The following is a 26297-nucleotide window of genomic DNA, read 5'->3' as shown; positions in this document are numbered from 1 at the left end:
GCTCAAGTCGAATCCCAGAGCTGCTCAGCCATGGCATCGAGTTCCGTAAAGTCGTAGCCCGTTCCCAAGGGATCTTTGCGGTTGAGGACGAGACGCCGCCGCTCTTGCAGCAATCGGCGCCGCAATGCCGATTGAAGCAGACAAAGCCGTAATAGCGCTTCGGAAAGAGCTGCTTGCGGATCTTCGCGGCGCAATGCCTGCCAGCGCGCTTCAACATTGCCGACGCGTTCGATTACAAGTTCGTTGTACTCGCGGTGCGGGCCGCGATGCAGCGGCATGCCGGTTCGCAGTGAAGCCTCTTCAGTCGCAGGAAGAAGCAGCCCGTTCGCTCGGAAGTCATCAAAGCCAATTGTATCGCGCCCGATCTGGGCGAACATTGATCCGAAACACCGTCGGCTGAGGAGTTGTCGGGGCAACAGGTGGTGCCGCTGGAGGCTTGGATCATGGTCCGGCTCTCCTTTGCGATTAACGTTGCGAAAGGAGATGCGTGGACGCTTTGGCTTTCCGTGAGCCTGAACTGAACTGCCGCCGCCAATGAACCCCCTGTTTGTCATCAACTACTCGCGCCACACCCTTATGAATTTTCGATTGCGAGAGGGGCGCATCACCAATTGGGTGCCATCCGGCCCAACCATTCGTTCGCTTTCCTCAAGTCCGCCGACGATGATCAATTGATTGACTATGCGAATCGCCAGGCGCGTCGCATTGATTTTGTCCACTGACAAAGGCGGCTCTACGCGCAGTTCCTGACCAATCCAGAAGTCCAAGCCAACGCTTTGCAACGCTCCATCGATGGTTTCACGAAACGCCGTCAGGCCCAATGCCGGGAATGGTCCACCTTCGAGCCAAGCCGTGGAGACGGATTCGAAATACCGACGCCCAATCGCACTCTTGGAAGGTGGCCACACAATAGCGACGAGATCCGCGAAGTGATGGACCAAATCGCGCGCGAGCGTGATCAAGCCTTGCGCGACCGGCAAACTCGCTTCTGCGCCCGCCAAATGCTGCCCCGGTTCGAGCAGCATGGCTTCCAGTCGAAACGCGCCCGGGCTTTTCTCAAGATCGAACTGATGCTCTATCTCGGGAAACTCGCAAAACTGACCTGGAGCAATGCCGCGGAGATCGAACGACAATCCTTCCAGCAGCATCTCAATCCAAATCTCATTGCTTGAATCGGGCCGCAACTCGGCTGTCGGCCGAAAGCCATCATCGTCAGCCCCGACAAGTTGCAGTGGAGAATCTTCAAACGGATCGTGTGCAATCGACACCGATCGTTGACTAGCGACAAACTCTTTCAGGGCGGCACGCGTCGGCCGTTTCCCTGCTGCGAACAGCAGATGCAGTCCTTTGGCATCGGCGTGCTGCGATTGATCGATGGTCAAGAGACCTCTCTTTGCCCCGCTGTTCCCAGTCACGACCCCAAGTTTATAACATTGACTCCATTTGCGGTCAGCGTCGAGTCCTCAATTGTGAGCTTTGCCCTTAAACATTCGGTAAGGGTCAAAAAACACCGATCGTCAGGCCCTCCGCCATAGCTAGTCCCATTTCTCGGCATGCTTTCAAAGCGTTAGCAGGGGCTTTTTTGGGTGCGAGGATCGCCTCTGGCGTCTGCGCGTCAAAGCTGACGATTAGCGGATCTGCGACCCGTTTGAGCCGCCAACCCGTGGCAATTCGATCAAGTTGGCGCTGAGCACCTTCTCCATCGGAACCCGCTGCGATGATCGTTGCATACGGTCGCCCTTCGATCTGACCGAGCACGGGATAGTAGTTCCGATCGAACATTTCCTTCATCGTCCCGCTCATGCTCGCGAGGTTCTCAGGGCACACGAAAAGGTACGCTGCAGCCCGCCGTAAATCCTCAGAAGAAACATCCTCAGCCGGCATCAATACGGCATCGTCGGCTTCGGCTGCGGCCTCGGCCATTGCCTGGCTCGCGCCGGTTCTGCTGTGCCAGATTACCAAAAGGGTTTTCGTGTTTCGGCGATCAGTCATATCTAGAATGCAAAGATAGCCGCCTGTAGATTGTCAAAGGAACACGCCTGTCGCGAAGTCGGAGATTACGGTACGCACAGCGCGATGGCTACTCAATCGCTTTCCAATGTTCTGGGAGTTTCGAGCTCTCTTTCCGGCCGCGCATGGCATTGGCGCGGCGGCAATATGCATTTGGGGGACGATCCGGCGAATTCTGCAGTCTCGTTGGATCACGATATCGTGGCTCAATTGCTGCTGACGCGGGGCGTGCAGCAAGACGACATCCAGCGGCACGCAAAACCGACCTTGCGCGAATTCCTGCCTGACCCGGCTGAATTCCAGGACATGGAGCGCGCTGCGAAGCGAATTGCGCAGGCGGTGCTGTCGAAAGAGCAGATCACCATCTACGGCGATTACGATGTCGACGGCGCGACAAGCGCGGCGTTGATGGTCGATGTTTTGCGGATGCTTGGAGCTGACGCCGACTACTATATTCCAGATCGCCTGCTAGAAGGGTACGGGCCAAGCGGCGAAGCGTTGGTCAAACTCTCCGAGACAGGCTCAAGCCTCATCGTGACGGTTGATTGTGGGGCTATGGCCTACGAGGCTCTTTCAATGGCACGTGACGCTGGCGTCGACGTGATCGTCGTCGACCACCACAAATGCGCCGCGGAACTGCCGCCGACTGCCGCGCTGGTAAATCCCAACCGGCTAGATGAAAGCGATCTTGCGGCGAGCCACGGGCATTTGGCGGCGGTCGGCGTTGCATTTCTACTGGCCATCGCATTGGTTCGCCATCTGCGGCAACGCGGCTTTTTCGAAGGTCGGACCGAACCCGATCTCAAGAGCCTGCTCGACCTGGTGGCGCTCGGTACCGTTGCAGACGTCGCTGCGCTTCACGGGCTGAACCGTGCCTTTGTTGCGCAGGGCCTCAAAGTGCTCGCGCGGCGCGAACGGATCGGGATGGCAGCGCTGATCGATGCCAGCAGGTTGAAGCGAGCACCGCAGGCGAGTGATCTCGGCTTTGCGCTCGGCCCCCGCATCAATGCAGGCGGGAGAATCGGAGAATCGACGCTTGGCGTGCGTTTGCTGACCACGCACGATCCGGATGAGGCTCGCGAAATTGCGGAGCAACTTTCGGTGTTGAACGAGGAACGGCGGGCAATCGAAGCTGAGGTACAGACCGAAGCAGAAGAGCAACTCGCGGCGCAGCATAATTCGGCAGTGCATGTGGTTTCAGGAACCAGCTGGCATCCAGGTGTGATCGGCATCGTTGCCGGGCGGATTAAGGAAAAGACCGGGAAGCCTTCGATCGTCATCGCTCAAGATGAAAGCGACGGCACGGGAAAAGGCAGCGGGCGTTCGATCTCTGGTGTTGATCTGGGTGCTGCGATCATTGCTGCGCGCGAGGCTGGATTGCTTGTCGCAGGCGGTGGGCACGCCATGGCGGCGGGTCTGACGATTTCGAATGACCAGATCGCAGCATTCACCGATTTCCTGAACGAGCGCTTGGCACGCGACATAGAGCGTGCGCGGCTCGGCCAATCAATGAAGCTGGACCTCGCGCTTGCGCCCGGCGGCCTCACCCCGGATCTGGTCACGTCGTTGGATGCCGCTGGTCCATACGGCGTAGGCTGGCCGGCACCGCGCGTTGCAGTGGGTCCGGTCAGGATCGTGAAGGCAGACATTGTCGGAAAAGATCACCTGCGCATTATCGCAAGCGGAAATGACGGGCGATCTTTCAAAGGCATAGCGTTCCGTGCAGCCGAAACCGAAATGGCCCAAACCCTGATGCATCGCAGTGCGGGCCGAAAATTCCATCTCGCAGGCCGGGTCAAACTCGACGATTGGGGCAGCAGGCCTGCGGCAGAACTGCACCTTGAAGATGCAGCCTTTGCCGACTGAATCGGACCGACCTCAAAAATTAGCAAAGGAAGGCAAAGTCTAGGCTTGACCGCCCATGCGAGCATCCCTAGATGCGCCCTCTCGCTTGCGAGCGTGGCCCCTTCGTCTAGCGGTTAGGACGCGGCCCTTTCACGGCTGAAACACGGGTTCGATTCCCGTAGGGGTCACCACCTCTTCCCATTTTTCGGAGAAAGTGCAAAGCGCCAAGGTGCTGATCGGTTCCTTGCGCGCCCTTCCCTGTCGACCAACTTGGCGGTAAGGGGCGACGCCATGAGGCAGACGATCCCACTTGTCGGCATATTGCTGGCCTTGGTGACCTTCGTCGCGCTGCTTTTGCTCGGCCTTGATCCAATCATTTCCCTGTCTGTCCTGATCGTCTGGGTCGGGTCTTTGCTTCTTGCTGCAGGTCGGCCTCCCGAACCCGAGAGTGTGGTTGTTCCTCAGCCCATCGGGGTCGAATCCATGCGGCGGTTGATCGAGAACTCCTCGACCCCGCTTCTGGTGACCGAGCGCAACAAGATCGCGATCGCAAACAATGCAGCGCGCAGAATGCTGGGCCAGCATGTGATCGGTCAGGACGCGCGCGTGGCCTTCCGCCAGCCCGAAGCGATCACTTTGATCAATGAAGGCCGCAACGGAAGGGCCATCGTGCGCGGCCTCGTGCGGCGGCAGGACATCTGGCAAATCAACCGGCAGACAGTCGACGAAAACATCGCTGTCATCGAGCTGATCAATCAAACGGCGGAAGCAGACTTGAGCCGCGCGCATACCGACTTTGTTGCCAATGCCAGTCACGAACTGCGCACGCCCCTCGCCGCAATCATCGGCTATGTCGAAACTCTGAGCGAAAGCGGAGACAGTCTCGATTCGCCGACCTCGCAGAAATTCCTCGGGATAATCGAGCGTGAGGCCAATCGACTGCAGAGCCTGATCAGCGATCTGATGAGCCTGTCGCGAGTTGAGGCCGAAAAGCATGATCTACCCAGCGACGTCCACGATCTCGGTGCGCTTGCAGAACGCGCAGCGCGCGATGCTGCCGGATCGAACCGGATGGACCGGCTTCAATTTGAACTGATCAAGCCATCGCAGGTGCAAGGCGACCTCCAGCAATTGGAGCAGGTCGTACGCAATCTTGTCGACAATGCGATGAAATACGGGGCGACAGACGGCACGGTGAAAGTAACGATCGATCATTCCCGCGACGCACAGGCGCGAATTTCCGTGATCGATCAGGGCGAAGGAATCGCACCAGAGAATATTCCTCACCTCACGCGGCGGTTCTATCGCACCGACCCCGGACGCAGCCGTGCCTCCGGAGGAACGGGTTTGGGACTTGCCATCGTAAAGCACATTGTGGAGCGTCACCGCGGGCGTTTGGACATCACCAGCGAGCTTGGCAAAGGCACCGAAGTGATCGTCCGAATTCCCCAGGCGGAAGTCGAAAATTCCCGAGAGCGCGTGCTTGGCAAAGACGATCAGGAAGCCGAACCTCAAGCTTTGTCTTAACGGTGTCTTATTTTTTCAACATGGCCCGCTCATTGGGCTTTCGAGTCCACATCGTTGGATCGGATTCGATTTGGGGGCAAAAGTGGCAAACTCTGCCTGTGGCGCTTTCGTGACATCCGCCAAATCGATAAAACAGAATACAAAGGCAACGCCGATGGCGAATCTATCTCGATTTGACAGCGTGCAAGCTTTTCAGGGGAACAACTCTTAATCCATGTCGCCGATTACGCTTATCCTGATTGCTATCGGGCTTGGCCTTGCTGGTTGGCTGGCCGGACGAGCAAAAGCCTGGAGTTTCCAAAAGGGCAATCCCGAAGTGCGCCCGGTTGCGCGCCCGACGTATCATGCATGGTATGTCGCGTTCTGGGTTGTCCTTCCGGTTCTCGCATTCCTGACGGTCTGGTCCTTCATCGCCCCGCAATTGGTCACGCAGAGCGTTCTGGCCTCACCGGGCGCAGAGGGTTTGCCAACGTTCGGCTTCGAACGCGACGCATGGCTTTCCGAAGCCCGCGCGGTGGCGAGCGGTAATGCGCCGGGCGTGTTCAACGAAGGGGCGGAGCCGCTGATTGAGCCCTATCGCGAGGCCCTCAGCCGTTACAGCATGATCGGATTGGTCTTGACGCTGCTGATCGCATTTGGCGGGGGCGCCTTTGCTTTCCTGCGCGTTCGTCCAGACTTCCGCGCGCGCACTAAGGTTGAGCGCACCGTCATGGTGGTGCTGCTGCTGGCTTCGCTCGTCGCGATCCTGACTACGTTCGGCATTTTCGCCAGCCTCGTGTTCGAGACCATCCGGTTCTTCGGAATGGTCTCGCCGGTAGATTTCCTGTTTGGAACGTTCTGGGGCCCCGACCCAATGAGCAGCGCGGATAATCCCGACGGTTCACGCTACGGCGCGATCCCGCTCTTCTGGGGTACGATCTTTATCGGCGCGATCATTGCCATGATTGTGGCCATTCCCCTGGGGTTGATGAGCGCGATCTACCTGACGCAATACGCCGATCCAAAGCTGCGCGCCTGGATCAAACCGGCGCTGGAAATTCTCGCTGGTGTGCCGACGGTCGTCTACGGCTATTTCGCGGCGCTGACTGTGGCCCCGGCCATTCGAGATGCTGCCGTCGCTATTGGGTTGACCAATGCTTCGACGGAGAGCGCTCTGGCAGCGGGTATCGTGATGGGGGTGATGATCATCCCGTTTGTATCTTCGATGGCCGACGATTCCATTGCTGCAGTGCCCAGCGCCATGCGCGACGGCAGTCTGGCGATGGGGGCAACCAAATCCGAAACGATCCGGCGCGTGCTGTTTCCGGCCGCCCTTCCCGGCATCGTCGCTGGCATCATGCTCGCCGTGAGCCGCGCTATTGGCGAGACCATGATCGTCGTCATGGCCGCCTCCACGGCCGCCAATCTCAGCGCCAATCCGCTCGAACGGATGACCACCGTGACAGTGCAAATCGTGAAGATGCTCACCGGCGAAGGCAGCTTCGATCACCCCGCCACGCTCAGCGCGTTCGCGCTTGGGTTTGTGCTGTTCCTCGTCACCCTTGCGCTCAACTTCGTCGCGCTGCGCGTCGTCAAACGGTTCAGAGAGGCATATGACTGATATCGTAGCCCCCAACGCCGGCACCCCGTCCACCGAGGCATCCAAGACCGTGCGTCCGACGCGTACTGATGAGTTCGCGAAGCGTCTCAAGAAGCGCTACCGCGCCGAGCGCAATTTCAAGCTGATGGGTCAGGCTGCGATCGTATTCTCGGTCGCGGTGCTGATCTTCCTGCTTGGTAACATGACGATCAACGGCATCGGCGGATTTCAGCGCGCCGAATTAACAGTGCCGATCGATTTCCCCGAGAGCGGCATCACGGGCGATGAAATCTCTCTGACCGCACCCAGCGCGATCCAGACGCTCGAATTGCAAGGCATGCCGCAAATCGTTGCATCCTTCGCCGAGGAAGCGCTCGGCGAAGAGGGGGCAGCGGAATTGAGCGACGATGCCTGGCGCGATGTTGCCGCGGCGCTCACTTCAGACCCCTCTTTGCTGTACCGATCCGAAACCCTTTACCTCCCTGCATCCTCCGACTTGGCAGCTGGGCTCGCGGGCGAAGGGTCTCCCGAGATTCAGGCGCTGGCAAAGCGCCTGGAGAGCGAAGGTAAGCTGGCAGAGAATTGGGATATGGGATTCATGTCGCGTTCGGACGCGACCAGCCCGCAGCAGGTCGGCATTTGGGGCGCGCTCAAGGGCTCGATCCTGACCATGCTAGTCACGCTCGCCCTCGCCTTTCCTGTCGGCGTTCTGGCAGCCCTTTATCTGGAAGAATACGCGCCGAAGAACCGGTGGACCGACCTGATCGAGGTTTCGATCAACAATCTCGCCGCGGTTCCATCGATCATCTTCGGTCTGCTTGGCCTATCGGTCTTCCTCGCGATCTTTCCAAACTACCGCTCTGCTCCGCTTATCGGCGGCCTCACGCTGGCGCTTATGACGATGCCGGTAATCGTCATCTCCGGTCGCAACGCGATCAAAGCGGTTCCGCCATCTATCCGCGATGGAGCCCTCGCTGTCGGTGCTTCGCCAGTGCAGGTCGTGTTCCACCATGTTCTTCCGCTGGCCATGCCCGGCATGCTGACTGGCACGATCATCGGGATGGCCCGCGCCTTGGGCGAAACCGCTCCTCTGCTGATGATCGGGATGCGCGCATTCGTAGCGACACCGCCTGATGGATTCACCTCGCCCGCAACGGTCCTTCCGGTCCAAATCTTCCTTTGGTCGGACGAAATCGACCGCGGCTTCGTTGAGCGCACCAGCGCCGCGATTATCGTGCTATTGCTGTTCCTGCTCCTGATGAACGGCCTCGCAATTTACCTCCGAAACAAATTCGAGAAGACCTGGTGACTGTAATCCACGAAAACCTGGAAGAAACCGACGCCAAGATGAGGGCGCGCGATGTTTCGGTCTATTATGGTGACAAGAAAGCCATCGATGATGTGTCCATCGACATTTCGTCAGACTATGTGACGGCCTTCATCGGCCCGTCTGGCTGTGGCAAGTCGACCTTCCTGCGCTGTTTCAACCGCATGAACGACACGATCCCGTCAGCCAATGTGACCGGCCTGATCGAATTGGAAGGCGAAGACATTCACGGCAGCGCGATGGACGTTGTCCAGTTGCGCGCCCGGGTCGGCATGGTGTTTCAAAAGCCGAACCCGTTTCCGAAATCGATCTACGAAAACGTCGCCTACGGACCCAAAATTCACGGGCTCGCAGAGAAGAAACCCGATCTGGATGCGATTGTCGAAAAGTCGCTCAGCCGCGCGGGCCTCTGGGACGAAGTGAAAGATCGGCTTGAAGATTCGGGAACGGCCCTGTCCGGCGGTCAGCAACAGCGCCTCTGCATCGCCCGCGCCATCGCGGTCGATCCCGAAGTCATCCTGATGGACGAGCCAGCCTCGGCGCTTGATCCGATTGCAACTGCCAAGATCGAAGAACTGATCGACGAGCTTTCCGGCCGCTATGCGATCGTCATCGTCACCCACTCCATGCAGCAGGCTGCCCGTGTCAGCCAGCGCACTGCCTTTTTCCACCTCGGCAAGATCGTGGAATACGGAAGGACATCCGACATCTTCACCAACCCGATCGAAGAGCGAACCAAAGACTACATCACCGGGCGGTACGGCTGATGCCTGACCATACAGTCAAAGCTTTCGACGAAGACATCACCCGACTTCGCGGCCTGATCGCGGAGATGGGCGGTCTCGCGGAAGTCGCGATCCAGGAAGCGCTGGAAGCGATGGTTCGCGGCGATGAGGAGCTCGGGGACAGCGTCGTCGCTCGCGACAAGAAGATCGATGCGCTGGAAACCGAAGTCGACAAACTTGCCGTGCGGATCATCGCCCTGCGTGCGCCGATGGCCGACGATCTGCGCGAAGTGATCGCTGCGCTCAAAATCGCGGGCGTGGTTGAGAGAATTGGCGACTATTCCAAGAATATCGCCAAGCGCGTGGGGATGATCGAAGGGCGTGACCGGTTCGAACCGCTCACTCTGCTGCCCGCGATGGGCGAACTCGCGAGTGAAATGGTGCATGACGTGCTGACGGCATACGCGGCGCGCGACCCCGATCTGGCACGCGAAGTCATCAGCACCGATGCAAAAGTTGATGCTTTCTATAACAGCATATTCCGCAACCTCGTCAGTCATATGGTCGAAAACCCTGCGACGATTTCGAGTGCTGCACAGCTCTTGTTCGTTGCCCGCAACCTCGAGCGGATCGGCGATCACGCAACAAACGTCGCCGAGATGGTCCACTTCGCGGCAACCGGAACTTACCCTCCGGAGGAGGATCGCTAAGTGCAAGCTGACAAGCCTGTGGGGCATCTGTGGACCGATTGTGGAAAAGTAGCTCGCCCGATTTCATCAAACTGTAGCTGAATTGAAACATACGTTGCCGCATCTTCTCGCGGGTTAGGGAGGCTTTGAAAGCCATGTCCGCTGCCAAATTGCTGCTTGTCGAAGACGATCCCGCGCTGTCGGAATTGCTGGAGTATCGCTTCCAGAACGAAGGCTATCAGGTCCGTTGCACCGGCGATGGCGACGATGCTCTGATCCTTGCGAGCGAGGATGTGCCCGATCTCATCATTCTCGACTGGATGATCGAAGGCACCAGTGGGATCGAGGTTTGCCGCCGCCTGCGCCGCGACAAGGAAACCGCGCACGTCCCGATTATCATGCTCACCGCGCGTGAGGCCGAGGATGACCGGGTTCGGGGCCTTGAGACGGGCGCCGATGACTACCTGACCAAGCCCTTTAGCCCGCGCGAATTGCTGGCCCGTGTCGCCGCCGTGATGCGCCGCATCCGCCCTGCCCTTGCCGGTGAGACCATCGAAGTTGGCGATATCAAGCTCGACCCTGTGGCACACAAGGTTCAGCGGCGCGGCCGTTCTCTACAGCTCGGCCCGACCGAATACCGGTTGCTTAAGTTCTTCATGGAGAGCCCAGGCCGGGTGTTCAGCCGGGGGCAATTGCTCGATGGCGTGTGGGGCACCGGGTCGGACATCGAACTGCGCACTGTTGACGTCCATATCCGCCGCTTGCGCAAAGCAATCGGGATCGACGGCGCTAAGGATCCGATCCGCACGGTTCGCTCGGCAGGTTACGCGCTCGAAGCCACCTAGGCCTTAGCGGCAGACGCTCGACCAGCGAGCGGTCTGATCGAAATGGAAATGGTCGGCATGGGCGGCGTTGTAGTCAGGTGAAAGCACCGTCGAGAACACGCCGCAGCTGCCGTCACGAACCCGGCGCAGGAAGCGCGCTTCATCGTCATCGCCTTCCCAATCGCCAAGCACACTGATCCGCCGCCCGTCTTCGAGCACGAAGGCGGCGATGTCGATTGCATTGGCTGTGGCATGCTGACTCCACGCGCTGGAGTTGTTCCCACGCATTCGGCGGCAATTGAACGCTCCAAGATGTTCGATCCTCGCGATGTCACTTCCAAGGATCTCTTGAGCTGCTGGCGTCACCGTCTTTGAACGCCACATTTCAAGCGCAGCGGCAACGGTGCATGTGACGGCAGGTGTATCAGGGGCAAGCGGGTAGGCGCTCAGCTGCGTACGGTCAGGGCGCGCGCACGGCCCTTCTCCGGTTGCTGGCAGCGCTGCGAAGGCAACATTGCTCCGCTCCAATACAGCGCGGCAGGTTGGCAAATCGTCTCGCAGCGCTGTCAATTTCTGCGCGGTCGCCCAACCGACGGGATGCCGCAGATCAAGCGGCGCGTAGGGATTGTGTTCGGGGTGATCCTTCAGCCAAACCCAACCGGCGAAAGCGACCGCTGCCAAAATGAGTATGAGCAGTATCCGCCGCTCGGCACGGAACTTTCCGACCTTGCGATTGATCCGCCATGCCTTTGATTTTCGACCCATCTGGCATCCCTAATGGAAGTCGCGCGATTTCGGAATGATGCGATGATTGCGCGGGTGTCCGGTCACGTTGGGCAGTTCGTCGATCATGTCGCGCGGCGTGATCCCCTGCTTTTCAGGCGGCGTCTTGCGCCCCGTCAGCGGCGACGTCACATGATCAGCCCGCGCCACTGGTGCGTTCAGCATATCATCCGACAGTGAGTAAAGCTGATCAGTCGCGTCGGTCATATGGTGCGCGATGACGTGGATCACCTCGTCATCATATTCGACCCGCCCGCGCACCTCCATCAACCGCGCTCCCATCACGACCTTGCGCTGCTTCTCCTTGAGGTCGGGCCAGACAACGAGGTTGATCACTCCGGTCTCATCTTCGAGCGTGATGAAACACACCCCCTTCGCGCTGCCCGGACGCTGACGGATCAGCACCACGCCCGCGACCTTGACCATGGAGCGAAACTTGCGGGTCCGCAGATCACAGGCGCGCACGAACCCGCGCTCGCCCAGCTGCGGACGAAGGAACGACATGGGATGCGCTTTGAGGCTCAATCGCGTGGTCTGATAATCGGCAACCACTTCTTCGGAGAGCGGCATTTGCGGCAGGTGAATGGCGGCGCGCTCCGCCCCCTCGTCACGCTCGGCAGCCGCCTTGAACAATGGCAAATCGGGCGCAGCAATCAGACTGCGCGCATCCCACAGCGCCTGCCTGCGCGAGAGATTCAGGGATGTGAAGCAATCCGCACTGGCAAGCCGCTCGACATGCGCTGGCGAAAGCCCCGCACGCTCGCGAAGTTCAGCCACGTCTCGATAGAGGCCGCGTTCTTCACGCTCAGAGATCAACTGCGCCGCGACGTGTTCGGGGAAGCCATCGACTTGGCGTAGGCCGAGGCGCAGGGCGATATGTTTGTCCAACCTCCCCTTTTCGTCTTCTGCCCACCCCGCTCCGCTAAGGCTCACCTGCGGTTCGCCAAGCTCCACTGCCCCTCCCGCATGCGGGAGGGGTTTACGAGACTTGCGAGCTTGCTCGCTAGTCGCAGTGGGGTGAGCTTCTGCCGAACAAATATCCTCCAACGTACAGTCCCACTGCGACTGGTTCACATCGGCGGGCAATATCTCCACCCCGTGCTCACGTGCATCGCGCACGATCTGCGCCGGCGCATAGAACCCCATCGGCTGTGAATTGAGCAGCGCCGCCGCAAACGCCGCAGGAAAATGGCATTTCAGCCAGCTCGATACATAGACCAGATGGGCAAACGAAGCTGCGTGGCTTTCCGGAAAGCCGTATTCGCCAAACCCCTTGATCTGGTTGAAGCATCTTTGCGCGAAGTCGGCATCATAGCCGCGCTCCACCATCCGTCCGACCATCATGTCTTCGAGTTCGTGGACCATGCCACGGCTGCGAAACGTCGCCATCGCCTTGCGCAATCGGTTCGCCTCAACCGAGCTGAACTTGGCGGCATCAAGCGCAATCTTCATCGCCTGTTCCTGAAAGATGGGAACGCCGAGTGTCCGCTCAAGAATACTGGAAAGTTCATCCGGAGGACCGTGCTGCGGCGATGGCGCAGGAATGCGCACTGGCTCTGCGCCCCGGCGGCGCTTGAGATAGGGATGCACCATATCACCCTGGATCGGCCCAGGCCGCACAATCGCGACCTGAATCACGAGATCGTAGAATTCGCGCGGGCGCAGTCGCGGGAGCATGTTCATCTGCGCACGGCTTTCGACCTGGAACACGCCGAGCGAATCCCCCTTGCGCAGCATCGCGTAGGTCTCGGGATCCTCGCGCGGGACTGTCGCCAAAGTCAGGGCCCGGTCGTGATGATCTTCCAGCAGATCGAGGCACTTCTTGATGCAGGTGAGCATCCCCAGCGCCAGCACATCGACTTTCAGAATGCCAAGCGCTTCGATGTCATCCTTGTCCCACTCGATAAAGCTGCGCTCGGGCATCGCGCCATTGCCAATCGGCACAGTCTCGGTCAGCGCGCCTTCGGTGAGGATGAACCCGCCGACATGCTGGCTGAGATGGCGCGGCATGCCGATCATCTGCTCGGTCAGTGCGAGCACCCGCCTGAGGTGCGGGTCGCTGATGTCGAGGCCGGTTTCGGCCACATGCGTCTCACCGATTTCACGGCCATGACCGCCCCATACAGTGCGCGCCAATGCCGAGGTCACATCTTCGCTGAGACCCATCACCTTCCCCACTTCGCGGATCGCCATGCGTGGGCGGTAGTGGATGACGGTCGCGGTCAGACCGGCGCGATGGCGGCCATATTTGGCATAGATGTACTGGATCACCTCCTCGCGCCGCTCATGCTCGAAATCGACGTCGATATCGGGCGGCTCTTTGCGATCCTCCGATATGAAGCGGTCGAATAGCAGCGAGTGTTTGGCCGGATCGACCGAAGTGATGCCAAGGCAGAAACAGACCGCCGAATTGGCCGCACTGCCCCGCCCCTGGCACAGGATCGGCGGCTCGACCTCGTTGCGGGCGTAATCGACGATATCCTTGATGGTCAGGAAATAGCGCGCAAGATCCATCTTGCCGATGAGCACCAGTTCCTTCTTCAAGGTTGCGCGAACATAATCCGGCACGCCTGATGGATAGCGCCAGTCGGCGCCTTTCCAGGTCTCGCTTTCGAGATACTCCTGCGGCCCCATCCCGTCGGGGTAAATCTCCTCCGGGTATTCGTAGCGCAGCTCGTCGAGGCTGAACTGGCAGGCATCGGCGACCTCACGCGCAGCCTTGATCGCATGCGGCCAACGCGCGAACAGGCGCTGCATTTGCTGCGGGGATTTGAGGTGCCGCTCGGCATTGGCGTGCAGCAGATGCCCGGCTTCGGCGACGGTGGTCTTGTTGGCAATCGCCGTCATCACATCCTGCAACGGACGACGCTCAGGCGTGTGATAGTGGACATCGTTGGTCGCAAGCAGTGTCAGGCCGTTGTCGCAGGCGAGTGCATCTAGCTGGTCGATCCGAGCTATGTCGTCGCCGCGATAAAGGTGGCTGGCGGCAAGGTGGTGCAACGTAGGAAGTTGGCGGATGAGATGCGGCAGGATATCTGGGAAGGACGCTTCTATCTCGTCATTCCCGCGAAAGCGGGAACCCAGGCTGGCTTGGTCCTTAGTATCACTGGGTCCCCGCTTTCGCGGGGATGACGAAGGAATTGGAAACGGCACCACATTGCTCGGCACCCAGATCGTAAACCGCGCCGCCAAATCCTCCGGCGGGAGCAGGATCAGTTGCACATCTTCAGCATGCTCCGCGAGCATGGCGAGATTAATCTCGCACACACCCTTCTCCTGCCACTCACCAGAAAGCGTCTGCATCCGTCCGGAGCTGATCAGCCGGCATAGGTGACCATAGGCAGCACGGTCTTTCGGATAGGCAAGGAAGTGCAATCCCTCGACCGTTTCGATCCGCGTGCCGATCACCGGGCGCAGCTTGAGCGTCGCCGCCTCCGTGTGGATGCGAACCACGCCCGCCATCGAGTTCGCATCAGCAATCCCGATTGCATCATAGCCGAGAGTGCGTGCGGTCATCACAAGGTCGACCGCGTCGGAGGCCCCGCGCAGAAAGCTGAAACAGCTAACCAGTCCAAGCTCAACGAACGGCGCGCGTTCGGGAGCTTCGATCAGGTCGGGATCAAGCTCGAGCGTGCGTTTGTCAGGGGTGAGCGGTGCGTCGGGCATAGCGAGATTGTACAACCCGCTCGTGCTGAGCTTGTCGAAGTACGAGCATGGCGCGCGCTCACCCTTCGGCAGGCTCAGGATGAGCGGTCATGGAGCACCCTCCAATTCCCTAAGCCGCGCCTTCACCGTAGCAAGATCGCGCGCAAACAGCGCGGCCTGTTCCTCGCGAGCCGCACCATCGAGACGCAACAAATAGGAAGGATGCGCAGTCACCCACAGCTCGCTGCCATCATCCAGCGCGATCGCCTCGCCCCGGGCCCTGGCGATGCTTACCGTCTTACCCAGCAGCCCACGCGCCGCGCTCGCCCCAAGGGCCAGCACCACGCGCGGTTTTACGATGGCGCGTTCGGATTCCAGCCACCAGCGGCAGGTATCGACCTCCTTGGCCGCAGGAGATTGGTGAAGACGGCGCTTTCCACGCCAACTGAATTTGAAATGTTTGACCGCGTTGGTGACATAGGCGGCACTTCGGTCGATCCCGGCCTGCACCAGATATTCATCAAACAACTGGCCCGCTGGACCGACAAATGGCCGCCCCTGCTGATCCTCCTGATCGCCGGGCTGTTCGCCAACGATCATCAGCGGAGCACCCGGAGTGCCCTCGCCCATGACCGCGCGGGTTCCGCATTCGGCGATTGGGCAATCGCGGCACGCACTGATGTCCTCAGCAATCGCTGCGAGGCTTTCAGGCCGTTTGCGCTCCTCACGCTCCCCTGCCGCAACCATCCCCGCTTCGCGTGCCTGCGCCCCGGCAATCAGGTCCGGAATCAATTCCGCCTCGGGCATGTTTTTCCAGTATTTCTTGGGCATCTCGGCCAGCATCGCCCCAACCTTCAGCCGTGCCGGGTTGAATATCGAAGAATAGTACGACTTCCACAGCTCCTCAATCGGATCGCCCTGCGGTGCATCACTGCGCTGTGCCGGGCCGCTTTCGCGCATCGTCGTGCCGTCCCAGTGAAGGCATCCGCGCGGGGTCAGGATCGTCCAGTTCATGTTCGCAAAGCGCCGCATAAAGAACCCGGCATTGGCGCGCACAATGTGGTGATCCGGCTCAAACCAGGCGACATAGTGTTCGCCCCTCTCCCCCTCGACCAGACGAAACCGCACGAAGGCGTGCATCTTGTGGCTGTCACGGCGCACGGATTTGTCGAGATCCTCGATCCGGCGCACGTCGGGATCGGCCTTGTCCTCCATCGCACGCGGGTTCGATTGCAGCCGCCACAGCATCCGGTAGAGCAGACTAAATCGTTCTGTATCCGAATGGAGCGCGGCGCCGCGCGCAAGGCTCATGAAGCGCTTCGCCACTCGCACAGGCCCCACATCATTTGCAGGCCGCGGCAAGCCACTCTCTTCCGGGGAAGGCTCCGCTTGCGCGAACAGATCACCTGTCCCGCCCGGTTCCACCCAGTTCACCCGGTCGGGCGGCACGTCGCACTGGATCAGTTGGCGCGCCCGTTCGCGCCAGAAGGCAAAGTCATCCGGCTCGGGCAGATGCACCACGTAATGCGCACCGGGCGAAGCGTTCTTTATGGCGGTCATCGCCAACCCCTCCCGCCTGCGGGAGGGGCAGCGAGACTTGCGAGCTTGCTCGCTAGTCGCAGCGGGGTGGGCCTCGCGGCCCAGCGCGTCGCGCGCCCACCCCCAACCCCTCCCGTAAACGGGAGGGGAGCAAGAAGACGTTTCCCCATCAAAACAACTCCAGCTGCTCGGACTTCGGAGCCAGCAGCGCGCGCAGATCCGCGCGGTCGGTCAGCATCGTCGGACGCCAATCGAGCGCCACCAGAAACGGACGCACCTTGGTGATCGACTGAGTCAGTTTCGCCACATCTTCGAGCCGCAAGGTTCGGTGCCGCCGTGCACGCAATATCCGCCCGACCGCCACTGTTCCCAATCCCGGCACTCGCAACAATTGCTCCTTGGGCGCGCGGTTCACATCGACCGGAAATTGCCCGCGAAACTTCAGCGCCCAGGCGAGCTTCGGGTCGATATCGAGCGGCAGATTGCCATCCGCACCAGTCGCCTGCGCCACTTCGCCCGGCGCATAACCATAGAACCGCATCAGCCAATCTGACTGATATAATCGGTGTTCGCGCATCAGCGGCGGACGCTTCAACGGCAAGACGGCAGACGCATCGGGGATCGGAGAGAACGCGCTGTAATACACCCGGCGCAATCCGAACGATCCATACAGTCGGCTTGCCTTGCCAACGATATCGGCATCATTCGCATCGTCGGCCCCGACAATCATCTGCGTCGACTGCCCCGCCGGAGCAAAGCGCGGGGCGTGCTTGAAGCGCTTGCGCTCATCCTTCGCCTCAATGATCCGCGACTTGGTCCTGGCAAGCGCCCCTTCGATCTGGCGTTCGTCCTTGTCGGGAGCGAGCCGGGTTAATCCCTGGCGTGTCGGCAGTTCGACATTGATCGAAACCCGGTCGGCATAGAGCCCCGCCTGATGGATCAGTTCCGGGTCGGCCTCGGGAATGGTCTTGAGGTGGATGTAGCCGCGAAAGTCGTACTCTTCGCGCAGGATCCGCGCGCATTCGACCATCTGCTCCATCGTGTGGTTCGAGCTTTTGATGATGCCCGAGGACAGGAACAGCCCCTCGATATAATTGCGGCGATAGAAATTGAGCGTGAGATCGGCGACTTCCTGCGGGGTAAAGCGCGCGCGTCGCACATTCGAGCTCTTGCGGTTGATACAGTAATGGCAATCGAAAATGCAGTGATTGGTCAGCAGTACCTTGAGCAGCGAGATGCACCGGCCATCAGGCGCATAGGCGTGGCAGATGCCCATCCCCTCGGTCGAGCCAATGCCCTTCCCTCCGATCGAATTCTTCTTGGCCGTCCCCGATGACGCGCAGGACGCATCATACTTCGCCGCATCGGCGAGGATTTCGAGTTTTTTCTGAAGCGTCTGGGAAGCGATTTTCTGCACTTTGGAACACCTTTATGTTCCTTATATGTTCCACCTGCAAATTCACCAGTGCAAAAGTTGCAAGATTCTGGGAACCCTCACGCGAATGGTACGTAATATCGCCACGGACCGGGCCCCTCTGGCGAGCAATCCTGCTCGTGATGTCGGACGTAGCACGCGGCGATAAGCCGCATTGTTTTCGACGGGGGGCACGATGCTCCCCGCAAGGGAGTATGAAATGAATAAGTTCGTTAGTGTTTCTGTTCTTGGTGTGAGCGCGCTGGCACTTGCTGCTTGCGGCGGTGATGAAGCGGCATCGGGCGAAGCGGCAAACGCCAACCCGATCACTGCTGAAGAAGTCACGGCTGCACAGCAGGCATGGGGCGAAGGCATTGTCGCTATCGGCCAGACCTTCACCGAAGAAGGCGACTTCAGCGCACGCGCGTCCGAGCACATCGCAACGCATTATGCGTACGGTGAAGATGCAACCATCCTGTTCAAGCCGACACTGGCCGCCGAAGACCAGTTCCGTGAAACCACCGAAGAAGCATTGAGCTATTTCGTCGGGACCGAAGGCAGCGAAGATGGTGGTTTTGCGATCGCTCCGTACACAGCGGTACGCTGGGAAAACAATGGCACTGTGATTGCCGACAGCGGTGACATGGCGGTTGCCATGGGCAACTACTTCTTCACCGGCACCGACGGTAACGAGACCAAGGTCGAATACTCATTCGCTTATGAAAAGGATGAGAATGGCGACCTCAAGATCGTTCTGCACCACAGCTCGCTGCCTTTCAGCGCAAGCTAAGCGTCGATCATTCGCAAAATTGGGGTCGGTGCCGACGGCATCGACCCTTTTTTGTCAGACTGGGTTGTTTTCAGACTGTGCGGCGGGCTTCGTAAGCGCGGCGACGGGCAGCGGTTAGCTTGCTTCCGTTCTGCTCACACAGGTGATCGATCACCGCTGGGTGCATCTCACCTTCGAATGCGACACCGGCGAATTCACCATTGACCCAGGCAATGATGCCGAGCGGGGCATTGATGCCGCCAACCTTCATCACAACCCGGTCGCCAACCGTGGCAAAGCCAGGGCGCGCCTTGATCTTGCAGCCGCCTTCGGAAAGGTCGATCAGATCGACAAAGACGACGCGGGACTGCACCCGGCTTTTGACCATCAGGCCAAGCGGGCGACGATTGTCGGAGCGAGGTATCGAGTGCATGTTCATCGCATTGTTTGCCTAACGGAAAATCGTAAACGAATGCTGACCAATGCCGAAAAGTTTGGTTGATCGAACGGGTCAGGCGCACAGCCCCTGCAAATACCAGTCGGGAATTCCGCCTCGTCCATCACCGACAATTCCGTGGCGATAGATCCAGTAACGGCGCCCTTCCGCATCCTCGATCCGGTAGTAATCGCGCAGTCGCACGGTTGATTTTGATCGCCACCATTCGGGCGCAATGCGTTCTGGTCCCTCGACGCGAACGACTTCGCGCACATCGCCGCGCCAGCGAAAGCGCTGCGGAAAACCATCGGGCGAAGCATAGAGAACCGCGATTTTCTCAGGCTTATCAAGCAGTTTGAGCGGCCTTTTCTGAAATTCGAAGCTCCCTTGCGAGTTCGGCTCGGGATCGAGCGCTGGCTGCCAGCGCTGCGCGCGTTCGGGCAGGTGGCTGGCGAACGGCACCGGACGGCTCACCGCCCCCTGACCCAGCCTGACAGTCAACCGGTCGACACAGGCGGCAAGCGAGGTACCATGCCGCTCCGCCGCTTCGTCTATATCGCCCTGCCCAAGCGCCAACGGCTCGGTCCAACTGGCGCGCAGCCGCACGGTTTCGATACCAAACCCTGCATCGATATCGTCAAGTTTAGTGGTGAACAGCCTGGTAATATGTTCCGATTCGCGTGTGGCCGCAGCCAGCTCTAGCCGCCGCACCAGCACTTCGCCATCAACCCGCCACAGGCCGAGTTCGAGCCGCCGCGCGCCTTCCCCGCGTCCCTCCAGCTCACGCGCCATATCGGTGGCGAGATCGGCGAGCACGCGGTCAAACAAGTCACGGTGCCGGATCGGCTCCATCAAACGCCGCTGTATCAAGGGCATCTGCTGCGGGACGACCGGGAGCAATGGCTCGGGCACTTTACCAAGCAGCTGATCAAGCCGGATCAGCGGATTGGCCGAAGGCGATTTGCTGCGAAAACGGCGGCGAAGCGAATCCCGCGCATCGGCTTCCTTGCGGTCCACCGGGCCTGTCGCGATTTCTGCAAGCTCTCCGAGGCGCTTGAGCCCAAGACGGCGGAGCACTGTTAGGACGTCTTGGTCCAGCCTGAGCGATGCAACGGGAAGATCGGAAAGTTGGCGCATCATATGATTTTCGTCATTGCGAGGAGCCGCAGGCGACGAAGCAATCCATGGACCTGAGCGTGAGGCATCATCAGGCCATGGATCGCCGCGGTGCTTCGCCCCTCGCGATGACGAAGATGAGGAGCAATCAATGATGCTGCGCGGCGGCCCAAAATGCGCCAGCGCCCATGCGGCTCCGGCGGTCGGAGCAATCGCGGTGCGTACGGCCAGTTTCCGCCGCGCAAATGCCGCTTCGACATCGGCGAGCAATCGCACTTCTCCGCCAAACAGATGCGCGGCAGCGGTGATATCGACCAGCACGCCATCGGGTGGATCGAGCGCGCTCCACGGTCCCCAGCGCTGCGCCCAGATGCTGAGCTTTTCGAGGAATTCGAGATCGCCAGCAGGATCGGACGGTGCGACCTTGATCTGCGGGCACAGCGCGCGCGCATCGGCCAGCATCGTGCCCGACTGCGCCCCCGCCGCGCGCGCGGCATCGTTGACCGCATCAATGCGCGGACCATGCGCGGTTTCGGTGATCAGCGCAGTCGGTTCCGCGTCTGCACCCTCGCCCGCTTCAAGCGCGTGCGTAAGCCGCCAGCGATCGACCGACAGTCGCGCGCACCAGATCGCGAGGATTCGGCGCGGCGGTGTCGCCGCCAATGTTGGCGACAGATCGTTGGGCGCGGAGGCGTCCATCGTCATTGCTCAATATCCATTCTCCGGGGGCGTGGCTGCGCGCGCGGAACAGCTCGGCTTTCCAGGCGGGTGCGCCGGGCGCATCGCCATTCCAGCGTGGGTGCGCGGAAGGTGAAGCTTCGACCCGCCAGCGCATTCGCGCCGAGGACAGGTCTGCTTCCGCCTCAAGCCGTACCAGCCACAACGGCACACCATGCTTTTCCGCCGCGAGGCTGAGTCGGCGTGAAGCTGTGAAATCGAGCGCGCGCGGATTGCCGACGATCTCCCCGATCACGCAAGCAAGGTCGCGGCAGCGCAGCCCCTCTTCCAATGCGAACAACGCATCCTCAGGCGTCTTAGCTTCGACATGGATCAATCGGTCACGCAGTTCTTGCGGCAGGCCATGGCGATAGGGACGACCGCTGCGCTGAACCGCGCGGGTATCCTGCACCCACAGCACCTGCCGGCGATCATCCGCCTCGGTGAGCGGATCCTCTGCCTCCCTCGCGGTGCGCGCCTGCGTTCTCAAGGCATCGCGCGCCAGAGCAAGAGCCACCCCGGCCCCGCTGGCATCGCCTGCGCTGGCAAACACCTCACTGTGCAGCGGCTGATCAGTCAGCGCCGGACGCCAGCGCGCCTCACGCGCCTTGGACAGCGCCGCAATGTCGTTGGCGGACAAGCGCATGGCACCATCGCTTGCTTTGGGGCGCGAAGGGACAGGAAGGCTTTGCAACGCTTTCGCGCAGGAGGAGGAAACAGATTTCGACATAGGAACACTCTGAGAGACTCGCGTGAGCCCCACTTGTTCCCATTATGTTCCATATTCTCGGAACGATTGCAACGCCCGGAATTCAGGCAAGGATTCCCCAAACCGCTGATCTCAATTCGATCAGGCGAACAATCCGAACAGCAGAATAACCGTAAGCGCGACCGGACAAACAAACCGCACGAGCGCACGCCACGTCTGATGCAACAAACCGTCAAGTCCGTTCTCATCGTCGATCAACCGCGCATCAGCGACCCAGCCGACAAACAGGCAGGTCAGGATCGCGCCAATCGGCATGAACAGCTTCGCCGTCACTCCATCAAGGGTGTCGAAGAAATTCGTCTCGGCAAACAGCGGGATGAAACCGAGCGGATAGAATTCGGCCAGATCGTTGAACGACAGCGACGACAGAACGCCAAGTACCGCAGCCCCTGCCCCCACAATCAAAGTCGCAACCGGGCGCGAGAGCTTGAATTTCTCGAACACATAGGCCGTCGGCGCTTCGAGCAGTGAGACCGAGCTGGTTAGCGCGGCGAAGAACACCATGGTGAAGAAGGCAAGACCGATCAGCGAACCAAACGGCATCGCCTGGAAAGCGATCGGCAGCGACTGGAACATCAGGCCCGGCCCCGCATTCGAAGCAAGCCCCGCAGCGAACACGATCGGGAAGATTGCCAGACCGGCGAGCAAAGCTACCCCAGTATCCGCCCCGGCAATGATCCCGGAGGTTTCACCCAGATTGGTGTCTCGATTGGCGTAGGCACCGTAGGTCATCATCCCCGCCACACCCAGCGACAGAGAGAAGAACGCCTGCCCCACTGCGGCCAGCATCACCTCGCCCGTCAGTTTCGAGAAATCGAAGGTGAACAGATAAGCCACCGCATCGGCGAAGTTACCGGTGAACGCGCCGTAGATCGTGATGCAAAGAAACAGCACGAAGAACAGCGGCATCAGATACACCGCAACCCACTCGATCCCGCTCGAAACCCCGCGCGCAACGAAGAAGATCGTCACCGCCAGAAAACCCAGATTGAGACCGACCATCAGACCGCCATTGCCGAACAATCCGGGCAAAAGCCCCTCAATGTCTTCAGTCGGACGTCCGGCAAAAGCGCCGCCCGAAAGACCTGTCTGGATCAGATCGTTGATGAAGACTCCGATGTAATAGACCACCCAGCCGCCAACGACGCAGTAAAAACTGAGGATCAGGAACGCGGCAAACACGCCCATCGACGCCAGAATGCTCCAGCCTTCCGGCGCGTTCGAATCGCGTGCCACACGCTTCACGCTTTCCGGTGCATTGGCCTGTCCATGGCGACCAATCAGCACTTCGGACAGCAGGACCGGCAGGCCAATCAGCAGGACGCAGAAAATGTAGAACAGCACAAACGCGCCGCCGCCATTCTCACCGGCCTCTGCCGGAAAGCGCCACATATTGCCGAGGCCAACGGCCGACCCCACGGCTGCGAGAATAAACGCAGTACGCGACGACCAGTTTTCGTGGCCCGAACCTGTTGCTGCCATGAAGTGAAATATCCCTCTTGTGGCGTGCTCCCCAGCACACCGTCCAATATGTCGCCACTCTGCAATGAAATTGCGCCCACGCCAAGGGGCGAAAGAAATTGAGGCACTTTGCGTTCTTTCCGCGCCAGCGCTAAATGCGCCCCATGTCCACGACCTTTCAGCTCGATACGAGCACCAGCCGCGCCACCCCCACGCCCAAACCACGCAAGCGGCTGACGGTCCCGCGCATCCGCGATCATAAAAAAGACGGCCAGACCAAAGAGCCGCTGGTGATGCTGACCGCTTACACCGCGCGGCAGGCCCAATTGCTCGACGCGCATTGCGATATGCTGCTGGTGGGGGATTCACTGGGGCAGGTTATCTATGGGCTGGACTCGACCCTACCCGTCACTCCCGAAATGATGATCGCCCATGGCGCGGCCGTTGTTCGGGGCAGCTATCACAGCCTTGTCGTGGTCGACATGCCGTTCGGATCGTATGAAGCGTCCAGGGAACACGCATTTGAAACTGCGGCCCGCATCATGGCTGAAACAGGCGCGGCCGCAGTGAAGCTAGAAGGCGGAGAAGCGATGGCCGAAACGATCGCATTTCTCACCAATCGCGGAATTCCCGTGATGGCACATGTCGGTCTGACACCGCAGGCAGTGAATGTGCTCGGCGGCTATGCCGCGCGTGGCCGCAGTCAGCAGGAACATGAAAAGATCCTGCGTGACGGGCAGGCGGTGCAGGATGCTGGAGCATTCGCGGTAGTAGCCGAAGGCGTGCTTGAACCCATCGCCATCTCGCTCACGCAGACGCTCGAAATTCCAGTGATCGGTATCGGAGCCTCGGCGCAGTGCGACGGTCAGGTGCTGGTGACCGAGGACATGCTCGGCATGTTCGAACGCGTCCCCCGCTTTGTGAAACGCTATGAAGACATTGCCAGCGTCATCGACAAAACCGTGGCCACCTACGCCAAAGAGGTGCGCGCGCGCAGTTTCCCCGGCGAAGAACAGACCTATCAGCCCAAGAGCTGATCCCATCTAGACCAAGGCATTCCCAGGCCATGCAAACGCTGCTGCGTTACTACACATTCTCGCTCGCTTTCACTGCCGTGTGCTTTGCACTGGCCGCCTATTATGGCTGGGTAAGCACGGGCACGATTGGCGGGATGCTGTCGGTCCTGTGGATCGTCATCGTATTGTCGATCCTCGAAGTGTCGCTCAGCTTCGACAACGCTGTAGTCAATGCGACCGTGCTGCGAGAGATGGACCCGGTCTGGCAGCAGCGCTTCCTCACCATCGGTATCCTGATCGCGGTGTTCGGGATGCGCATTGTCTTTCCCATCGCGATTGTCTCCATCGCCGCCCAGATCGGGCCATGGGATGCGATCCAGCTTTCGCTCGGCGATCCGGAGGAATATGAGCGGATCGTATCGGGCGCGCATATTGGAATTGCCGGGTTTGGCGGCGCGTTCCTGGTGATGGTTGGCCTAACCTTCTTCTTCGATGAGGAGAAAGAGGTGCACTGGATCCATTCGCTGGAGCAGACGATCAATAAGTTCTCGAGCGTTCCCGCCGTGGAGATCGGATTGGTTCTCGCGCTGGTTTATGGCGTTTCGACCCTGCTGACGCCGGACGATGCGCTCACTTTCCTCACCGCAGGACTGCTGGGCCTGATCACCTTTATCGGCGTTCATGCGCTGGGCGCGATTATCGAACAACGCGAGGCGCGCAAGAAAGCCGCTGGCGAGATCGTGCGTTCCGGCCTTGGCGGGTTCCTCTATCTCGAAGTTCTCGATGCGAGCTTCAGTTTTGACGGGGTGATCGGTGCGTTCGCGTTGTCGAACAACATGATCGTGATCGCCATCGGCCTGTCGGTCGGCGCGATGTTCGTACGGTCCATGACAATCCACCTCGTACGCACCGGAACGCTGGCGCAGTATCGCTATCTTGAGCACGGCGCCTTCTGGGCAATCATCGTGCTCGGCATCATCATGCTGGTGTCCGCGCGCTATCACATTCCCGAAACGATCACCGGATTGATCGGAGCGGTGCTGATCGGCCTGTCGCTGTGGTGGTCTATCCGCCACAACCGGGCGGAACGCGCGGCTAATCCGGCTGCTGCCGAGCCAGGTACGTAGCGAGCGGCGCGGCCCATACCAGTTGGAGCAGGTGGTAAAGCAGCAGCGGCGCGATCACGAAGCCGGCAATGTCCGGTGGAAACAGGATCGCGGCTAGAGGGGCGCCAATAGCAACGCTCTTTTGCGCGCCGGCAAACAGAAATGCGATGCGGTCTTCGCGCGGGTAGCGCAGCAAACCACCCAGCCCCCATGCGCCTCCAGTGCCAACGATCAGAAAGGCAACGATTAGTGCCAGCAGCACTGCCCAATCCGTGGCCGAGAACATCGTCGCAAGGCCCTGCTCCACCGCTCCGGAAAACGCGACATAGACGGCAATTCCGATAACCAGCCGGTCGAGCCACACCACCTGGGATTTGCGCTCCCTAAGAGTGTCGATCGTCCAGTCTTGCAGCAGCTGCCCGATCACGAAGGGCAGGATCAGGATTAATCCGATCCGCAGAATCGTCTCGTTACCGATCTCCGCCGCGCTGCCTCCGCCAAGCAGAGCGAAAAGCGGCGCGGTCACGAATACGCCTGCGATATTGATCAGAGCGGCCCCAACCACTGAGAGCGCAATATTGCCGCCCGCCAGGCTGGTGTAGGACGTCGCCGACTGAATGGTTGATGGCAATGTCCCGAGATACAGAAAGCCCAGCGCCACCATCGGTGGCAAGATCGTACTAGCAAGCTGTGCGAAGCCTAGTCCCGCAAGCGACATCGCCCCAAACACCCACAGGAACAATGGCGCGAAGAACCTCCAATTGGCGAGCCCCCGCGCAATCTCACCGCGCGCGATCCGCATTCCGTTGACTAGAAACAGCAGGAATATTCCAACACTGGAAACAGTCTGCGCAATCCCGCGCGCTTCCCCCACCGAAGGCACGAACAGCGCCAGCGCGGTCGCGATCAGCAACACGGCGATCATCGGATCGGCAAGAATGGAAAGGCGAGACAACATGGCGAGCGCCCCTGCCTGCCTTGCGCCCGATTGTCGAGTTCA

22 protein-coding genes and 1 tRNA gene are annotated in these 26297 nt (G+C 60.1%); 11 read left to right on the top strand and 12 right to left on the bottom strand.

The features are described from left to right. Positions 1–2: 2 nt before the first annotated feature. From Q0837_RS05390 to Q0837_RS05380, 3 genes are all read right to left on the bottom strand, one after another. Entirely contained in the window at positions 3–554 is a 552-nt protein-coding gene (locus Q0837_RS05390) for an AHH domain-containing protein (RefSeq protein ID WP_298466191.1), read from the bottom strand. A gap of 3 nt (positions 555–557) precedes the next feature. After that, the gene (locus tag Q0837_RS05385; protein ID WP_298466189.1) at positions 558–1382 is read right to left on the bottom strand and encodes a hypothetical protein; all 825 of its coding nucleotides are present in this window, start codon (positions 1380–1382) and stop codon (positions 558–560) included. A gap of 118 nt (positions 1383–1500) precedes the next feature. After that, positions 1501–1992 carry a flavodoxin family protein gene (locus tag Q0837_RS05380; protein ID WP_298466170.1) on the bottom strand — a complete coding sequence of 164 codons (492 nt, stop codon included), beginning with the start codon at positions 1990–1992 and terminating at the stop codon, positions 1501–1503. Between the two features lie 84 nt (positions 1993–2076). Here Q0837_RS05380 and recJ point away from each other — a divergent pair, with 84 nt between their 5' ends. The 8 genes from recJ to phoB all read left to right on the top strand — a co-directional run bounded on the left by recJ (position 2077) and on the right by phoB (position 10547). Then, complete coding sequence (gene recJ, locus Q0837_RS05375) at positions 2077–3876, top strand: single-stranded-DNA-specific exonuclease RecJ (protein ID WP_298466168.1); 1800 nt, start codon at positions 2077–2079, stop codon at positions 3874–3876. Positions 3877–3971: 95 nt separating this feature from the next. Continuing rightward, a tRNA-Glu gene (locus Q0837_RS05370) sits at positions 3972–4046 on the top strand. A 100-nt stretch (positions 4047–4146) separates the two neighbouring features. Continuing rightward, positions 4147–5382, top strand: coding sequence for an ATP-binding protein (locus tag Q0837_RS05365; protein ID WP_298466166.1), 1236 nt, complete (start codon positions 4147–4149; stop codon positions 5380–5382). A gap of 214 nt (positions 5383–5596) precedes the next feature. Continuing rightward, positions 5597–6982, top strand: a complete 1386-nt coding sequence (pstC, locus tag Q0837_RS05360; RefSeq protein ID WP_298466164.1) for a phosphate ABC transporter permease subunit PstC — start codon at positions 5597–5599, stop codon at positions 6980–6982. After that, a complete protein-coding gene (pstA, locus tag Q0837_RS05355; RefSeq protein WP_298466163.1) occupies positions 6975–8270 on the top strand; it encodes a phosphate ABC transporter permease PstA in 1296 nt (431 codons plus the stop codon). Before pstC ends, pstA begins: the two co-directional genes overlap by 8 nt. A 38-nt stretch (positions 8271–8308) precedes the next feature. Continuing rightward, entirely contained in the window at positions 8309–9055 is a 747-nt protein-coding gene (gene pstB, locus Q0837_RS05350; RefSeq protein ID WP_298469794.1) for a phosphate ABC transporter ATP-binding protein PstB, read from the top strand. Then, entirely contained in the window at positions 9055–9723 is a 669-nt protein-coding gene (gene phoU / locus Q0837_RS05345) for a phosphate signaling complex protein PhoU (protein ID WP_298466161.1), read from the top strand. Before pstB ends, phoU begins: the two co-directional genes overlap by 1 nt. A gap of 134 nt (positions 9724–9857) precedes the next feature. Further along, entirely contained in the window at positions 9858–10547 is a 690-nt protein-coding gene (gene phoB, locus Q0837_RS05340) for a phosphate regulon transcriptional regulator PhoB (RefSeq protein ID WP_298466159.1), read from the top strand. Positions 10548–10550: 3 nt separating this feature from the next. Here the strand turns inward: phoB and Q0837_RS05335 are convergent, their stop codons facing one another. The 4 genes from Q0837_RS05335 to Q0837_RS05320 all read right to left on the bottom strand — a co-directional run bounded on the left by Q0837_RS05335 (position 10551) and on the right by Q0837_RS05320 (position 17901). Further along, a complete protein-coding gene (locus Q0837_RS05335) occupies positions 10551–11291 on the bottom strand; it encodes an extensin family protein (RefSeq protein ID WP_298466156.1) in 741 nt (246 codons plus the stop codon). A 9-nt stretch (positions 11292–11300) separates the two neighbouring features. Beyond that, positions 11301–14975 carry an error-prone DNA polymerase gene (locus Q0837_RS05330; RefSeq protein ID WP_298466154.1) on the bottom strand — a complete coding sequence of 1225 codons (3675 nt, stop codon included), beginning with the start codon at positions 14973–14975 and terminating at the stop codon, positions 11301–11303. Positions 14976–15062: 87 nt separating this feature from the next. Continuing rightward, a complete protein-coding gene (locus Q0837_RS05325) occupies positions 15063–16514 on the bottom strand; it encodes a UdgX family uracil-DNA binding protein (RefSeq protein WP_298466152.1) in 1452 nt (483 codons plus the stop codon). A gap of 148 nt (positions 16515–16662) precedes the next feature. Beyond that, on the bottom strand, positions 16663–17901 hold the full coding sequence (locus Q0837_RS05320) for a putative DNA modification/repair radical SAM protein (RefSeq protein ID WP_298469792.1): 1239 nt from the start codon (positions 17899–17901) through the stop codon (positions 16663–16665). Between the two features lie 226 nt (positions 17902–18127). Here Q0837_RS05320 and Q0837_RS05315 point away from each other — a divergent pair, with 226 nt between their 5' ends. Continuing rightward, positions 18128–18697 (top strand): phosphoribosyl-AMP cyclohydrolase, encoded by a 570-nt coding sequence (locus tag Q0837_RS05315; protein ID WP_298466150.1) that lies wholly within the window; start codon positions 18128–18130, stop codon positions 18695–18697. 70 nt (positions 18698–18767) lie between these two features. Here the strand turns inward: Q0837_RS05315 and Q0837_RS05310 are convergent, their stop codons facing one another. From Q0837_RS05310 to Q0837_RS05295, 4 genes are all read right to left on the bottom strand, one after another. After that, positions 18768–19109 (bottom strand): PilZ domain-containing protein, encoded by a 342-nt coding sequence (locus Q0837_RS05310; protein WP_298466148.1) that lies wholly within the window; start codon positions 19107–19109, stop codon positions 18768–18770. Positions 19110–19187: 78 nt separating this feature from the next. Beyond that, the gene (locus Q0837_RS05305) at positions 19188–20891 is read right to left on the bottom strand and encodes a DNA polymerase Y family protein (protein ID WP_298469789.1); all 1704 of its coding nucleotides are present in this window, start codon (positions 20889–20891) and stop codon (positions 19188–19190) included. Then, positions 20806–21591, bottom strand: a complete 786-nt coding sequence (locus tag Q0837_RS05300) for a recA-like protein (RefSeq protein WP_298466146.1) — start codon at positions 21589–21591, stop codon at positions 20806–20808. Before Q0837_RS05300 ends, Q0837_RS05305 begins: the two co-directional genes overlap by 86 nt. Before the next feature lie 204 nt (positions 21592–21795). Next, complete coding sequence (locus Q0837_RS05295) at positions 21796–23196, bottom strand: sodium-dependent transporter (RefSeq protein WP_298466144.1); 1401 nt, start codon at positions 23194–23196, stop codon at positions 21796–21798. Positions 23197–23339: 143 nt separating this feature from the next. Between Q0837_RS05295 and panB the strand changes: the two genes are divergently transcribed. Beyond that, entirely contained in the window at positions 23340–24212 is an 873-nt protein-coding gene (gene panB / locus Q0837_RS05290) for a 3-methyl-2-oxobutanoate hydroxymethyltransferase (RefSeq protein WP_298466141.1), read from the top strand. Between the two features lie 29 nt (positions 24213–24241). Next, entirely contained in the window at positions 24242–25318 is a 1077-nt protein-coding gene (locus Q0837_RS05285; protein ID WP_298466139.1) for a DUF475 domain-containing protein, read from the top strand. Here the strand turns inward: Q0837_RS05285 and Q0837_RS05280 are convergent. Beyond that, a complete protein-coding gene (locus tag Q0837_RS05280; protein ID WP_298466137.1) occupies positions 25287–26255 on the bottom strand; it encodes a bile acid:sodium symporter family protein in 969 nt (322 codons plus the stop codon). The two genes, Q0837_RS05285 and Q0837_RS05280, sit on opposite strands and share 32 nt — an antisense overlap. Positions 26256–26297: the final 42 nt, after the last annotated feature.

Source organism: uncultured Erythrobacter sp. (genome assembly GCF_947499705.1).
Lineage (GTDB): Bacteria > Pseudomonadota > Alphaproteobacteria > Sphingomonadales > Sphingomonadaceae > Erythrobacter.
Note: the sequence above shows the minus strand (reverse complement) of the source record. Positions and strands in the feature narration are given on the sequence as shown.

Excerpts from the sequence above, each read along its gene's own strand:
- Q0837_RS05390 (WP_298466191.1), bottom strand. The coding sequence starts at position 554 with ATGACAAACAGGGGGTTCATTGGCGGCGGCAGTTCAGTTCAGGCTCAC.
- Q0837_RS05295 (WP_298466144.1), bottom strand. The coding sequence starts at position 23,196 with ATGGCAGCAACAGGTTCGGGCCACGAAAACTGGTCGTCGCGTACTGCG.
- phoU (WP_298466161.1), top strand. The coding sequence starts at position 9,055 with ATGCCTGACCATACAGTCAAAGCTTTCGACGAAGACATCACCCGACTT.
- phoB (WP_298466159.1), top strand. The coding sequence starts at position 9,858 with ATGTCCGCTGCCAAATTGCTGCTTGTCGAAGACGATCCCGCGCTGTCG.
- Q0837_RS05310 (WP_298466148.1), bottom strand. The coding sequence starts at position 19,109 with ATGCACTCGATACCTCGCTCCGACAATCGTCGCCCGCTTGGCCTGATG.
- Q0837_RS05380 (WP_298466170.1), bottom strand. The coding sequence starts at position 1,992 with ATGACTGATCGCCGAAACACGAAAACCCTTTTGGTAATCTGGCACAGC.
- Q0837_RS05300 (WP_298466146.1), bottom strand. The coding sequence starts at position 21,591 with ATGCGCTTGTCCGCCAACGACATTGCGGCGCTGTCCAAGGCGCGTGAG.
- pstB (WP_298469794.1), top strand. The coding sequence starts at position 8,309 with ATGAGGGCGCGCGATGTTTCGGTCTATTATGGTGACAAGAAAGCCATC.
- Q0837_RS05315 (WP_298466150.1), top strand. The coding sequence starts at position 18,128 with ATGAATAAGTTCGTTAGTGTTTCTGTTCTTGGTGTGAGCGCGCTGGCA.
- panB (WP_298466141.1), top strand. The coding sequence starts at position 23,340 with ATGTCCACGACCTTTCAGCTCGATACGAGCACCAGCCGCGCCACCCCC.
- Q0837_RS05330 (WP_298466154.1), bottom strand. The coding sequence starts at position 14,975 with ATGCCCGACGCACCGCTCACCCCTGACAAACGCACGCTCGAGCTTGAT.
- Q0837_RS05365 (WP_298466166.1), top strand. The coding sequence starts at position 4,147 with ATGAGGCAGACGATCCCACTTGTCGGCATATTGCTGGCCTTGGTGACC.
- Q0837_RS05285 (WP_298466139.1), top strand. The coding sequence starts at position 24,242 with ATGCAAACGCTGCTGCGTTACTACACATTCTCGCTCGCTTTCACTGCC.
- recJ (WP_298466168.1), top strand. The coding sequence starts at position 2,077 with ATGGCTACTCAATCGCTTTCCAATGTTCTGGGAGTTTCGAGCTCTCTT.
- Q0837_RS05280 (WP_298466137.1), bottom strand. The coding sequence starts at position 26,255 with ATGTTGTCTCGCCTTTCCATTCTTGCCGATCCGATGATCGCCGTGTTG.
- Q0837_RS05325 (WP_298466152.1), bottom strand. The coding sequence starts at position 16,514 with ATGACCGCCATAAAGAACGCTTCGCCCGGTGCGCATTACGTGGTGCAT.
- pstA (WP_298466163.1), top strand. The coding sequence starts at position 6,975 with ATGACTGATATCGTAGCCCCCAACGCCGGCACCCCGTCCACCGAGGCA.
- pstC (WP_298466164.1), top strand. The coding sequence starts at position 5,597 with ATGTCGCCGATTACGCTTATCCTGATTGCTATCGGGCTTGGCCTTGCT.
- Q0837_RS05335 (WP_298466156.1), bottom strand. The coding sequence starts at position 11,291 with ATGGGTCGAAAATCAAAGGCATGGCGGATCAATCGCAAGGTCGGAAAG.